The organism is Geoglobus sp., assembly GCF_054018175.1.
On sequence record NZ_JBPLZQ010000059.1, the window covers coordinates 1 to 12,596 of the forward strand.

17 protein-coding genes are annotated in these 12,596 nt (G+C 53.2%); 9 read left to right on the plus strand and 8 right to left on the minus strand.

The window, feature by feature from the left end; all coding sequences use genetic code 11:
* The 3 genes from ACXJJC_RS04665 to ACXJJC_RS04675 all read left to right on the plus strand — a co-directional run.
* Positions 1–731: SdpI family protein (locus tag ACXJJC_RS04665; protein ID WP_456369689.1), on the plus strand; the 731-nt coding region annotated here is incomplete at its 5' end.
* Positions 732–799: 68 nt separating this feature from the next.
* Entirely contained in the window at positions 800–2,065 is a 1,266-nt protein-coding gene (gene glyA, locus ACXJJC_RS04670) for a serine hydroxymethyltransferase (protein WP_456369690.1), read from the plus strand.
* Between the two features lie 183 nt (positions 2,066–2,248).
* Positions 2,249–3,109: a coiled-coil protein gene (locus ACXJJC_RS04675; protein ID WP_456369691.1), complete on the plus strand. Its 861-nt coding sequence runs from the start codon at positions 2,249–2,251 to the stop codon at positions 3,107–3,109.
* Between the two features lie 37 nt (positions 3,110–3,146).
* Here the strand turns inward: ACXJJC_RS04675 and ACXJJC_RS04680 are convergent, their stop codons facing one another.
* The 6 genes from ACXJJC_RS04680 to ACXJJC_RS04705 are packed head-to-tail and all read right to left on the minus strand — an operon-like array spanning position 3,147 to position 6,315.
* On the minus strand, positions 3,147–3,560 hold the full coding sequence (locus ACXJJC_RS04680; protein ID WP_456369693.1) for a hypothetical protein: 414 nt from the start codon (positions 3,558–3,560) through the stop codon (positions 3,147–3,149).
* Between the two features lie 35 nt (positions 3,561–3,595).
* Positions 3,596–4,030 carry a DUF371 domain-containing protein gene (locus ACXJJC_RS04685; RefSeq protein WP_456369695.1) on the minus strand — a complete coding sequence of 145 codons (435 nt, stop codon included), beginning with the start codon at positions 4,028–4,030 and terminating at the stop codon, positions 3,596–3,598.
* On the minus strand, positions 4,005–4,388 hold the full coding sequence (locus ACXJJC_RS04690) for a DUF1284 domain-containing protein (RefSeq protein WP_456369697.1): 384 nt from the start codon (positions 4,386–4,388) through the stop codon (positions 4,005–4,007). Before ACXJJC_RS04690 ends, ACXJJC_RS04685 begins: the two co-directional genes overlap by 26 nt.
* Complete coding sequence (locus ACXJJC_RS04695) at positions 4,388–4,846, minus strand: 30S ribosomal protein S15 (protein ID WP_456369699.1); 459 nt, start codon at positions 4,844–4,846, stop codon at positions 4,388–4,390. The genes ACXJJC_RS04690 and ACXJJC_RS04695 overlap by 1 nt, the downstream gene beginning before the upstream one ends.
* Positions 4,847–4,882: 36 nt before the next feature.
* Complete coding sequence (locus ACXJJC_RS04700; protein ID WP_456369700.1) at positions 4,883–5,428, minus strand: XTP/dITP diphosphatase; 546 nt, start codon at positions 5,426–5,428, stop codon at positions 4,883–4,885.
* 20 nt (positions 5,429–5,448) lie between these two features.
* Complete coding sequence (locus ACXJJC_RS04705; protein WP_456369702.1) at positions 5,449–6,315, minus strand: MBL fold metallo-hydrolase; 867 nt, start codon at positions 6,313–6,315, stop codon at positions 5,449–5,451.
* Between the two features lie 84 nt (positions 6,316–6,399).
* Here ACXJJC_RS04705 and ACXJJC_RS04710 point away from each other — a divergent pair, with 84 nt between their 5' ends.
* On the plus strand, positions 6,400–6,888 hold the full coding sequence (locus ACXJJC_RS04710; protein ID WP_456369704.1) for a 3-isopropylmalate dehydratase small subunit: 489 nt from the start codon (positions 6,400–6,402) through the stop codon (positions 6,886–6,888).
* The gene (locus ACXJJC_RS04715; protein WP_456369706.1) at positions 6,885–7,865 is read left to right on the plus strand and encodes an isocitrate/isopropylmalate family dehydrogenase; all 981 of its coding nucleotides are present in this window, start codon (positions 6,885–6,887) and stop codon (positions 7,863–7,865) included. Before ACXJJC_RS04710 ends, ACXJJC_RS04715 begins: the two co-directional genes overlap by 4 nt.
* On the opposite strand, the gene ACXJJC_RS04720 is transcribed toward ACXJJC_RS04715, so the two are convergent.
* Both ACXJJC_RS04720 and ACXJJC_RS04725 read right to left on the minus strand, forming a co-directional pair.
* Positions 7,866–8,090: a hypothetical protein gene (locus tag ACXJJC_RS04720; protein ID WP_456369708.1), complete on the minus strand. Its 225-nt coding sequence runs from the start codon at positions 8,088–8,090 to the stop codon at positions 7,866–7,868.
* Between the two features lie 84 nt (positions 8,091–8,174).
* On the minus strand, positions 8,175–9,512 hold the full coding sequence (locus ACXJJC_RS04725) for a multiheme c-type cytochrome (RefSeq protein ID WP_456369710.1): 1,338 nt from the start codon (positions 9,510–9,512) through the stop codon (positions 8,175–8,177).
* A 74-nt stretch (positions 9,513–9,586) separates the two neighbouring features.
* Between ACXJJC_RS04725 and ACXJJC_RS04730 the strand changes: the two genes are divergently transcribed.
* The 4 genes from ACXJJC_RS04730 (at position 9,587) to ACXJJC_RS04745 (ending at position 12,595) form a co-directional block, all read left to right on the plus strand.
* Positions 9,587–10,159, plus strand: a complete 573-nt coding sequence (locus ACXJJC_RS04730; protein WP_456369712.1) for an ammonia-forming cytochrome c nitrite reductase subunit c552 — start codon at positions 9,587–9,589, stop codon at positions 10,157–10,159.
* A 72-nt stretch (positions 10,160–10,231) separates the two neighbouring features.
* Positions 10,232–11,227, plus strand: coding sequence for a rod shape-determining protein (locus tag ACXJJC_RS04735; RefSeq protein WP_456369714.1), 996 nt, complete (start codon positions 10,232–10,234; stop codon positions 11,225–11,227).
* Positions 11,224–11,736 carry a hypothetical protein gene (locus tag ACXJJC_RS04740; RefSeq protein WP_456369716.1) on the plus strand — a complete coding sequence of 171 codons (513 nt, stop codon included), beginning with the start codon at positions 11,224–11,226 and terminating at the stop codon, positions 11,734–11,736. Before ACXJJC_RS04735 ends, ACXJJC_RS04740 begins: the two co-directional genes overlap by 4 nt.
* Entirely contained in the window at positions 11,705–12,595 is an 891-nt protein-coding gene (locus ACXJJC_RS04745) for a hypothetical protein (RefSeq protein ID WP_456369718.1), read from the plus strand. The genes ACXJJC_RS04740 and ACXJJC_RS04745 overlap by 32 nt, the downstream gene beginning before the upstream one ends.
* Position 12,596: the final 1 nt, after the last annotated feature.

Sequence of the window (12,596 nt, forward strand, 5' to 3'; positions counted from 1 at the left end):
TGGTCTTTATGGGAATCGTCACGCTGCTTGTGAGGGACAGGCCAAACCCGTACGTTGGGGTGAGAATGGGATACACTTACCTCTCGAGAGAGGCGTGGAAGAAGGCCAACACGTTTGCCGGCGCTTACAGCGTGCTCGTTGGAGTGGCCATGCTGCTTGCCGTCCTTCTGCTCAACCCCCCGATCCTCGCCTTCATCGCCATCTATCTTCTATCTCTCGTTCCCCTTGTGTACGTCAGCTACCGGATAGCCAAGGAGACGTACGAGATGGAAGACATGTCATCCCCTCCAGGAGAAATGAAGCCCTTCTCTGCCGGAAGTGTGGGGAAGCCCGTCCTGCTTCAGACCGTCCCACTGCTCGTATATCTGCTCATCGCAGCCCTTTCCTGGAACTCCCTTCCTGACATCGTCGCAGTTCACTTTACCATGGATGGAGCTCCAGACGGGTTTGCGGGCAAGGTTGCCGGGATTCTGGTGATCCCCTCAACAGTGATGCTTTCGGTGATCGCTCTGACAGCATTCTCGGCGAAGGAGCCTCTGATACTCAGGCTTCCGGTGGAGAGACCGTATTTGGTTTTCCTGGCAGTGCAGGTGCTGCTGGCTGCGGTGTTCACAGCCACCCTGATCTACAACTTAGGGCTCGTTTCCGGAAAGGTTGTGCTCGGGACCGCTTTTTCGGGACTCGTCTTCGTCCTGCTGGTCGTTGTGTGGCTCTCAAGAAGCTCCGGCTGATCTCATGCCTTCAGGGCAGATACCGCGCAGCGCAAAAATTTAAAAAGTAATCTGAACACCTGAAATCCATGGATTACCGGGAAGTGTACGGGATAATTGACAGGCATCACAGGTTTTACGCTGACTCCCTCCCCATGATTGCGAGCGAAAATCTGACGAGCAGGTTTGTGAGGAGGTGTTACGTTTCCGACCTCGGCCACAGGTATGCCGAGGGCAGGGTTGGCGAGAGGTACTATCAGGGATGCGCGTTCATAGACGAGATTGAGAGCCTCGCCATTTCTCTCACAAAGGAGCTTTTTGAGGCTGAGCATGCGAATGTTCAGCCGATAAGCGGTGTTGTGGCAAACACTGCTGCGTTTTTTGCTCTCACGAATCCTGGAGACAGGGTGATGGCTCTCTCAGTCCCGTGTGGTGGCCACATCAGCCACGACACCGTCTCATCTGCAGGGATAAGGGGTCTGAGGGTCAGCTACTACCCGTTCGACAACGAGGCGTTTGAGATTGACGTAGATGAGACGAGAAAACTCGCGATGAGGGAGAAGCCGAAGCTCTTCATACTCGGCTCGAGCCTGATCCTGTTCCCGCAGCCCGTGAGGGAGATCAGCGAAATCGCGGGCGAGATCGGGGCTAAGGTCATGTACGATGCGAGCCATGTTCTCGGCTTGATTGCTGGCAAGAAGTTCCAGCAGCCGCTGAAGGAGGGGGCGGACGTGATGACAGGCTCAACACACAAGACGTTCTTTGGTCCTCAGAGGGCCGTGATCCTGTCGACCCGGGACATAGCTGAGAAAATAGACAGGGCCGTGTTTCCGGGCGTCATCAGCAACCACCACCTGAACACCCTTGCAGGGTACGTCGTCTCTGCGATGGAGATGAAGCTCTTTGGCAGGGAATATGCGGAGCAGACGGTGAAGAACGCTAAGAGGCTTGCCGAAAAGCTCAGCGATCTCGGAATGGATGTTGTGGGCGGGCACAGGGGATTCACGCTCTCCCACCAGGTCGCGGTGGATGTGAGGAGGTTCGGCGGAGGTGCTAAGGTTGCCGAAATGCTGGAGAACGCTGGAATAATTCTCAACAAGAACCTTCTCCCGTGGGACGCTCTGAAGGACACGTCAAACCCATCGGGAATAAGGATGGGCGTTCAGGAGCTCACGAGACTCGGGATGAAGGAGCAGGAGATGGAGGAAATAGCGGAGATAATCTACGGAGTTACCTCAGGCGCAATGGATGTGAAAGCGGCGAGAGAGAGGGTGAGGGAGCTCAAGAGGGAGTTCAGCACCATCAAGTTCACGTTTGAAGAGCACCCCGCATACGAATTCCCGGACCTCTGCTGATCTCACGCAGAACGAATTTTTCACTTTTTAACATTGCGATTCACCCGGCTCGCGGCCGCAGTCAACTGGAGCGGCAAAATCCCGAAACCTTTATATTCCAATTTCAGAACTGGACAGCATAAAGTTTAAATTCCCGTCAGCTTTCTGCGTTTAAGCAACCACAAAGCTTGCTGTTGTGAGACCATGATGCTGGAAAAGTTGGTGGAGCGGAAGGAGCAGCTCGAAAGGGATCTCAGGGATTTTATCAAGAAGAGGGATGAACTCAACGAGGAGTCGAGGAAGTTTGCTGAAAAGAGGAACGAGCTGAATACTAAGGCCAAGGAACTCCTTGCGAAAGTTAGAGAGCTCAAAAAGACGAGGGACGAGTACAACGCCAAGGCGCGGGAGATCAGAAACCAGAGGAAGGAGCTCCACAAGAAGGTGGACGCACTCTACAAGGAGCTCGACAAGCTCAGGAGGAACATTGACAGGGGCGGAAGGCCGCTCGGGGAGATAGAGAAGGAGATCAGGAGGCTCGAGTTCAAGCAGCAGACCGCAGTGCTCACCATAGAGAAGGAGAGGGCCCTTGTTGAGAGGATAGCCAAGCTCAAAAAGGAGCTTGAGGAGAGGAAGCAGCAGCTCGAGAAACACGAGGAGTTCAAGAGGCTGATAGCGGAGATCAAGCAGCTCAAGGAGGAGGTCAGGGCGCTAACGGAAGAGCTGAAGAAGTACCAGGACGAGGCGGACAGGGTGCATGCGGAGATAGTCGAGATACTGAAGCAGGTGGATGAGGTAAGGAAGCAGGCGGACGAGATGCACCAGAAGTTCGTCGAAACGAGGAAGGAGGCGGACAGGTATCACGCGGAGATAATAAAGGCGAGGAAGGACATCAAGGACCTCGAAAAGGTCATAAAGGCGCTGAAGGCCAAGCAGAGCAAGAGCAGGGAGCAGAGGGAGAGAGAGGAGCTCATGAGAAGGGCGAAGGAGATCTACGAAATGTTCAAGAAGGGAGAGAAGCTCGAGACAGAGGACATCCTCCTCCTGCAGAGGGCAGGTTTGATTTAATTTTTATTTTAGCTGCGGGCTTTTTTGTTGGGCAACCTCAGTACCTCCTCGTGGAGCTCTCTACTATCTTCAACATTGTAAATGCAAGGGCCGAGAGTATCGAGAGGTAGAGCACGAACTCTTCTGCTGGGGGTATGCCGTACCTTATGGCCATCATCACCCCGTTGGTCGTGCACACAAAGAGGAATGTTACAACAATCGCGACCACGAACCCTCCCACTAAGTAGTACGGCTTCCCGCTCTCTGACACGCTCCTGTGCTCTATTATCACGGAGGCTGTGACGAAGGTAACCGCGAAGACGAGCAGGGTGTGGGATATGCTGAGAAACGTTTTCATCGTTGTGACTATGCTGTACAGACCCGTGAGCATGAAGTACAGTACAAGCCCGAAGATGAATGAAACGGCGAGGCTCAGGTAAACCCTTCTGAAAACCTCGTTTCCTGAATCCATCAAATCTTTTTCTCACGGCAAAAATATAAATTTTTTCAGACCCATATTTTCATCATCAGGAGCGTTTTTCTGTCCCTCAGCAGATCGACGAACTCCCTGTCCAGATCCCTCGCGGCGAGGGAGGATCTTACGGCAAGGGTTCTGCTGCACGCGAAATCGCTTTTTCTGACAACGACATCTCTCTCGTGAGTGAGGGTTAGCCTCTCACTGCCTTCAGCACTGAAGGAAACACTCATCCCGTAGTCCGGTAGTTCGAGCGAAATGTTCAGCCTCTCCGCAGACATTATGGCTCTCCTGAGCTCGTCACTCAGGTCTCTCACCGACTTGCTTGCCCTCACTCCAATTATGCAGTCTCCTCTCGGCGTGACCTCTCTGTCCTTGGTGACCTCGAGCGTCGTCCTGTGCCTTGCGGTTATGTTCTCGTGCCCGTACGCGACGATCTCGTCACAGATACTCCTGCCAGTCCTCATGCTTCTCGCACACCGCTTTCCAGTCACAGCTGCTGCACGCAAACTTCTTCCAGACTCCCATCACGTCAGACAGTCTGTCCCTGACTTCCTGCCACGTGGTTCTCTGCCCTGGGTAAATGCCGAGAAGCCTGTAGGCCATCTGGTCCAGCTCGGTCACCTCTTCTTCCGAGCTGTCGGAGTACGAGCACAGCCCGTCCCTGAGGTAGGGACACATCACGCAGACGTCGTCAGCACCAAAAACGACCTGAATTTCCCCGTCTGAGAGGACAGCTTTGAGGTTTTCGACGAATTCCGGGCTGTAGCCCTCGCCTCTAAAAAAATTTAGGCAGATCAGGTGATGGCCTCTTAGCCTCGACATTACCTGAACAGCTCGATCTCGAGCTTGACCGGGTCGTACTTCCAGTCCTTGGGCAGAACTCCCTTCTCCTTGTAGTAGCTCGCGAGCCTGTGTATCTTCGCCTCTATCAGCTGCAACCCCCTCCTGTTGTGCAGGTCCTTCCTGTGCACCTCGAGGTGCTTTCTGAGGTTTATTGCCTTCCTTATGAGCGACTTTATGTCCTCCGGAAGCTTGATCTCCGCCCCGTTCTCCTTCAGGATCTCGACGATCTTCTTTCCGGTGACCTGCTTGACCGAGGGTATTCCGTAGGTGTCCCTGAGCACCATCCCGATCATGCTCGGCTCGTATCCCTCGTCGTAGAGTTTCAGGACGAGCTCCTCCACCTCTTCTGGCTTCATGTCCACCCATTCTGGAGGAACATCCCTGTAAACTCTCTTTGATCCTGACTTACCTCTTCTTCTTGCGTGAATCCTGGCCATTTTTATCAACCCCTGCCCTCAACGACTAAGGCTCGGTTAAAAATTTTTTGCCAGCCAGCTGAAAAACTTTTCTGCAGCCCTCCTGCGGTGACTCATCTCGTTTTTCTCCTCCCCCATCTCGGCAAACGTCCTGCCGTCAACCTCGAAGATTGGGTCGTAGCCGAAGCCCCACTCTCCCCTCTTTTCCATCGCTATCCTCCCCTTCACCTCTCCCGCGAACGTCTTTACGCGCTCACCATCGCTGAAAGCGATGACGCACACGAACCTGGCACCCCTGTCCTCGACCCCCTCCATGAGCTTCAGCACTCCATCGTTCCCTATGGTTTTGAACACGAAGGACGAGTAAACCCCCGGAAATCCGTTGAGAGCGTCTATGAACAGGCCGCTGTCCTCCACGAAGAACGGTGGCTCGACCTCATTTACGAGCATCTCAGCGCTCTTCCTCGCGACGAACTCGAGGTCGCTTCCCTGCGGCTCCAAGTACTCCATCTCAACCCACTCAACCTCAACGCCAAAGCTCTTCCCGATCTCTCTCAGCTCCTCGAACTTCCCCCTGTTTGATGTTATGAACCTGACCCTCATGCACAACCATTACTGCAGCGCTATTTATTTTTCACCGCCTCGTAGATTCCTTTGAAGCCGTGCACGGCCCACTCCCTCATTATCCCGGACTGGCTGTACAGCTCCATGAACTTCCTGAACTGCCCGTCTCTCTCCTCCACCGCGCTCACAAAATCCTCGAATCTCTCGGCCCTTTCTGCAATGCTCACCCACCTCTCGAGAGTCTCAAGAACGCTTTCGAGCAGCTCGTCCGCGTCATGCATTCCGAAGTGTGTGTAGGCCACGTACTGCGGGTTTAAGGAGATCATCCTGATCACGGACTCCTTCCACAGCTCGAGATCGAAGGGAGGTGGCGTGGTGGGTATCACCACGCCGTCAGCGCACATTCCCGCAGAGTCCCCGGGGAACAGCATCCTGAAGTCCCGCAGGAAGAAGCTCAGGTGGTGGGGAGCATGTCCTGGAGTCTCGATCACCTTCACCTCCACGTCGCCGAGGCTGAACACCTCACCATCTCTCGCAGATACAACCTGCCCGTAATCTACACTTTCCGGCTTTCCGTAGATTCTGGACCTGGGACTGAAGTCGAGAGATGCTTTCCACAGCCTGTCAGGGTTTATGATGTGCCTTTTCCCCCTTTCGTGGCACACGACCTTGGCCCCGTACCTGTTCGCGAGCCCTCCAGCTCCCCCACCGTGGTCGAGGTGAACGTGGGTGACGAACACGTAGTCGAGCCTCCTCATTCCTATCTCCTCGAGGGCCTCGACCACGTTTCCGATCGAGCTCTGGGGGCCCGGCTCGATAACAGCCTTCCTCTCGAAGTCCAGAATGTATGAAGAGATGATCTTCTCCTCTCCAGCCACCATGACGTCCACGCAGTACACATTGTCAAAAACCTCATTAATTTTCATGCTGATTTTTAAAGGTCGGGAAGATAAAAAGGTTTTTCCGAACCATCGGGAAACTTTATAACTTCGTCACTGCCACAGTACAGCATGGGCAGAGCATGGAAGTTTGGAGACGACATTGACACTGATGTCATCATTCAGGGGAAGTACTTGGTAATAAACGATCCTGAGGAGCTTGCGAAGCACGTTTTCGAGAACGTCAGACCGGAGTTTGCAGAGAATGTCAGGGAAGGCGATTTTGTCGTTGCGGGAGAGAACTTTGGATGCGGGTCGAGCAGGGAGCACGCTCCAATAGCCCTGAAGGCCTGCAGGATTGAAGCTGTTATTGCTAAAAGCTACGCGAGGATATTCTTCAGGAACGCCATAAACATCGGCCTCAAGGCGATTGAGTGCAGGGATGCGGACAGAATTGATGATGGTGACGAGCTCGAGATCGACTACGGGAGGAACGTGGTAATCAACAGGACGAAGGGAGAGGAATACGCTTTCACACCTCTGCCCGACTTCCTGAAGGAGATTCTCGAGAGCGGCGGGCTTGTGAGCTACGCCAGGAAACTCTACGGTGAGTCGAGATGAAGAGAATCGCTGTGATTCCTGGAGATGGGATTGGCAGAGAGGTGATGGACGCGGCGATGCTAATCCTCGAAAGACTCGACTTGCCGTTCGAGTACGTCTGGCTCGAAGCTGGAGATGGGGCCGAGGAGAAGTACGGCAAACCCCTGCCGGACGAAACGCTCGAGGAGGTCAGGAAGTGCGATGCTGTGCTTTTTGGAGCGGCTGGAGAGACCGCAGCGGACGTCATAGTCAGGCTGAGGCAGGAGCTCAACACCTTCGCCAACATAAGGCCTGCAAGAACGTTTAATGGCGTTCCGGCTTTGCACGAGAACGTTAACATGGTCATTGTGAGAGAGAACACCGAATGTCTCTACAAAGGCCTGGAGTTTGAGGTCGCTGATGGCATAACCGAGGCTGTGAGGGTGATAACGAGGAAGGCGAGCGAGAGGATTGTTAGATACGCTTTCGAGCTTGCAAAAAGGGAGGGCAGGAAAAGGGTTACGGCCCTGCACAAGGCGAACGTGATGAAGAAGACGTGCGGACTCTTCAGGCAGGTGTTCTACGAGGTTGCCGGAGAGTATGTGGGCGTAGAGGCGAACGACTACTACATAGATGCAGCCTGCATGTACATGGCCATGAAACCCCAGATGTTTGATGTGATCGTGACGACAAACATGTTCGGCGACATCGTTTCAGACCTTGCAGCGGGAGTTGTTGGCGGGCTCGGGCTTGCACCATCGGCAAACGTGGGGGAGAGCTACGCAATTTTCGAGCCCGTGCACGGGGCAGCTTTCGACATAGCCGGAAAGGGTATTGCCAACCCGACGGCAATGATCCTGACTGCGTGCATGATGCTCAGACACTTCGGCCACGTCAGCGAGGCAGATGAAGTGGAGAGGGCAGTGGAAAAGGTCATTGCAGAAGGCAAAACAACTCCAGACCTGGGAGGAAGTCTCAGGACAATGGAGATGGCGGAAGAGATAGCAAATCTTCTGTGATCAGCCGTATATCTCTTTTTTGGCCTTATCCATCGCCTCGAGTATCTTTCTCTCGAGCTCCATCGCTGCGTTCAGTATCTCTCTAAGCCCCAGCTCGTCTACTTCCTCAAAGTCTGGGTGCGAGCCCACGAAGTCCGAGAGGTTGGTTACCGTCGTCCTTATGTCTCCAAAACAGTCGTTCAGCACGCCCATTATGAGCATCATCCTCGTCTTTCTGTCGAACATGGTCTCTGATTTTGCAGAATAAAATTTAAAAGTTCGGGTTTTGTGCTTCGGCAGTAAAGCCTTCAGGATAAAAAATTAGAGGAGTTATTTTGCACGCCTTCCTGCAAATATCATTGCCGAAACTATTGCTAAGGCTGTAACGATGCCTTCAAATCCTGGAGTTGATTTAGTTTCTTGAGCTTCTGTTTTTTCCGGAGCTGGTGTTGTAGTTGTAACCACCTCGCTCTCTCCGAGCTTTTCAGCCTTAAGTTTCTCGGCCTCGTACTTTATTTTGATCAGTGACTCTTTGAGTGGTGCCCACCCATACCAGAAGCTGTAGTCCGGGTTCATGTGGAACGCTCCCTGAAATGTCCTCATTCTGTACTCCATGAACATCAGGTAGAGTTCCTCCTCTATCGGTGTTTTGACCTCATAGAACTGCAGCAGGTCGGGAGCGTATTTCCAGTCATCTGGCTTTTCAAGTATTCCGAGATCATAAAGCTCCTTAACAGTCCTTATAGCTTCTGCAAACACTCTGTCTGCTTCCCTTATCATTTTGTCACCAGCTTCAAGCTGTTCTCTGGCGAAGTTTTCAGAATGGCACTGGCTGCATACTGCGATCATTCTTTCCCTCTCTGCCTGCCATTCTTCCTTGCTCAGTCTCGCAACCTTGCCCGCCTTGACAATTTCAAACCTCTCCGTCGGATTTCCGTCCTCATCCAGCACTCCGAGGGCCTGCAGGATCGTTACTCTGTCCTTCCACCACTCCTCATCATCTTCAGGAACCCTCAGGGCCAGGAATCCCCATGCGGTCATGACGCTGTGATTTCCGTTGGCCATGTGGCAGGTCTGACATTTTGGTGCCCTGCCCGTGTCTCCTTCAATCCTGTATATGACTCCGTGCTTGCTGGTGGACCACATCTCGTACTGTGGATGGTCAAAGCCCATGTGGCACGGTAAACAGGCCTCAGGCTTTCTTGCCTCCTCTTTGCTGAACTTGTGGCGGGTGTGGCAGGAATCACATGCAGCAGCACCGTACCTGTACCCCTCCTTCTCCTCGATGTGTCCTATTTTGTGGCATCCGCTGCATCCTTTAAATCCCTCAAGATCCCTTTGAGGATTCGGTACGTGCTGGAGTGCGGGCATGGCGTTCATGGCTATCCATGCATAGTAGTGCTTCCCGCTTGCATACTGGTTGTATTGCTTGGGGTGACAGGCTTTGCAGGTGTCAGGAGTTGGCATTTTCGCATTCTGCCAGTCGTCAGAGCTTTTATGATCACTTCCATGACAGGCCTCACAGCCGAAGTACTTGCTCATATTCCCTGAAAGCCACTGGTCAACTATGCCGGGAGTCACCTGTCTGTGGCAGTCGATGCACTCATTTGCGCTTGCTATGGTAATCAATAGGGCAGAAACCAAGAGTGCCAGCAACACTCTTCTCATGGCAATTCACCCGAAACTCTTTTTTACGTTTTTAATTATTAATAGTTAACCCTAAGATTTTCGGGTACGGCGTTGTGGGAGGCATAATCTTCAGAACCCTGCCTTACGAGTTTGAGGGAAGGGACTATGTTGCATCCAACCCGCACGCAAGTATGGATGGTCTCTGCACCGCATGCCACATGAACAATGCAGACCACACATTTGAGGCTGTTGTGGTCGAAAATGGGGCTGTAGTGGACATCAAGGCGTACGACACGCTCTGCAAGAAGTGCCACGGAGATGACAAGAATGCCCTGATATCAACGATAAACGAGAGAAAATCTCAGTACGAATCTGCGTTAAAGACAATTGAAAAGCTTCTGGCGGAGAAGGGCATCTACTACGACGAGGAGAGGTATCCGTACTTCTACGGCACGCCCAATGCTGAGGAGCACACGTTTGCAAACGCGTTCAAGGACTGGCCGAGCAGGGACGTTCTTGGAGCCGCGTACAACCTCAACCTGCTTGCTCGCGAACCCGGTGCATTCGTCCACAACCCGAAGTATATGAGGCAGATCATCTATGATACGATTGACTTCCTTGACGATGGTGTGCTGAACAAATCGGCAGAGAAAAGCGTTCCGGAGGACGTGAAGGCATTTATCTAGGGGGCGAGGTAACCTCTTCGCTCCTCTCTTTTAATGCAAACTTTTTTAATTTTCGTGTTCATCTCTAACCTCATGAGATACATCGGTCTTGACATCGGCACGAATTACACGAAGGCCACTGCTGATGGTGAGAGCGTCACGATTTTCCCGAGCCTGGTGGTTTACGGAGAGGAGAAGGAGTGGAGTCTCAAGGGATCGGAGGAGAGGGAGGTTTACGTTGGTGACGAGGCTGCCTACATGGCCCAGAACATGGAAAATGTTGAGGTGCTCAGGCCACTGCATGAGGGCAGGCTGATGCACAACTCGTACATCGAGCTCGCCAGACACGCGCTGAAACTGCTGAACGCAGAGGGAGAGAAGCTGATAGCAACGGGATTGCCGGTAAAGAGTTCCAAGAAGGAGAGGGCCGAGCTGGTGAGCGAGCTGAAGCAGGCGCTCGGGTGTGACGTAATACTGCTGCCCCAGCCAGTTGGTTCGATGGCATACATGGGCGTCAGCACGGGAGTGTGTATAGACATAGGTTTTGGAACGACCGACGCTGTTGTGCTCGCAGACATGGAGTATCTGAAGGGAGACACGCTGCTCGTGGGCGTGGACAAAATCTACGAGGGTATGGAAATGGCGATCAGGAACAGGTTCGGCATAACCATAACGCCTGAGGAGATGACGAAGCTCCTGTCCGAGGACAGCTTTGAGGTCGGAAGGGTGAGGGGTGGCAAGAAGATAGCGATAAAGAGGGAGGATGTCATGGACGACTACACCGAGATGATGAGGTCGTGGGTGGAGAGGATAGTGAACAGGGTCAACATGCTCCTCGAGGGGCTGTCCGTTTCGCTTGTCGAGAACATAATTCTGACGGGAGGTGGAGCAAAGCTTCCTGGTGTTTACGACGAGTTCAGGGAACACTTCAGGGATATTGGTGAGATCAGGGTTCCCGACGACCCCGTGACCGCAAACGCCAAGGGCTTCCACAGGCTGGCGAGGCTGTTCGGCGGAGATGAGAGCAGGGGTACAGAGGTTCAGGATGAAAAACCTGCCGAGGGTAAGAAGGGCAAGAAGAAGAAATGAGAGTGAACGTGGACCTTCCTGCGGACATAGAGCGCGCACTCCTGAGGAAGTGTGAGGAGCTCGGGCTATCTCCGTCGGAGTTCATAAATCAGCTTCTCGAGTGGTACTTCTTCAAGAGGAAGAGGGACATCCCCAAGGAAGTGATCGAGTTCGTGAACTTCGCAAGGAAAAAAGGGGTGGAGAAGGCAAAGGTGTGCAGGTACAGCGATGGCAAGTTCTGCGCGCTCGAAACGTACACGAGGCTCGACATAGATGCAGAGCCTCAGCCAATCCACCCCTACAACTGCCTTTTCTGCAGCTACTTCTCGGACAGGAGGCTCGAGGAAAAGAAGGACGTGAAGGTTTCCACCCAGGATGCCGAGAGAGCGTATCAGATGGCGAAGCTCGCAGCCCAGATCGTGCTGAAGGAATACGGGGATAAGCTCGGTTACAGGCCAAAGATGAGGATCGAGAAGGATGAGCGGGAGATAAGGAAGGATGACATTCGAAAGCTCATTGAGGATTGGTGAGGTAAGCGTAAACATCAACGGGGACTTCGACGATGCGACTCTTCTCGAGAAGGCGAAGAGGGCAGAGAAATACGTCGATACTGTGTGGATAGGCGAGTCTGACTTCTTCAAGAGCCCGTTTCACGTGGCCAGGCTGATCCTCGAGAGCACGGATTTGAATGTTGGATTCGGGATTTTGAGAGCTGGCAGGTGCGGAGAAGTCCTTCAGAACCTGAAGAAACTTCTGGACTACGAGGACAGGGTTTTGGTTGGGGTGGCTGCAGGAGATGGTGGGAAGGTTTCGGAAGCTCTCGAGTGCATAAGGTGGCTGAAAGAAAATCTTCCATTTCCCGTCCTCGGAGGCGGAACAGGGAGGAGGAGCATTGGCGAACTCTCGAGGGCTGCAGACGGGATGCTCCTGAACCACATCTCTCCAGAACACGTCAGGTGGGCAGCGGGCGTTAGCTCGTCGAGCTTCAACGCCGCTTACGGCCCTGCGCTCATTCTGCCATCGGAGTTCGAACAGGACCTCCTGCTCGCAGCGGTGCTGGTGATGGGAAGCAGCAGGGCATTTCTCAGAGAAATGGGGTACCTGAGCGTTTACGAAAGGTTGAGAAGCGTAGACCTGATGGGACTGATCGAGCTGAGGCAGAGGGGCGAGGACCTGAGCGATCTGCAGGATTTCAGGGAAATTTTAAGGTTCAGAGGGTTTCTGCTGAATCGCTTTACGCTTTCGGGAGATTTAAGCGGTGTTGCGCTGAGAACAGCTGAGCTTCTGAAAACCTGCAACCACGTGGTTCTCGGAGACCCGTTCTTCAGGGACGAAAATTTCGACAAGAAGCTCGCCAGGCTTCTGGAAGAATTAAAGAAAAGAGTTTAGA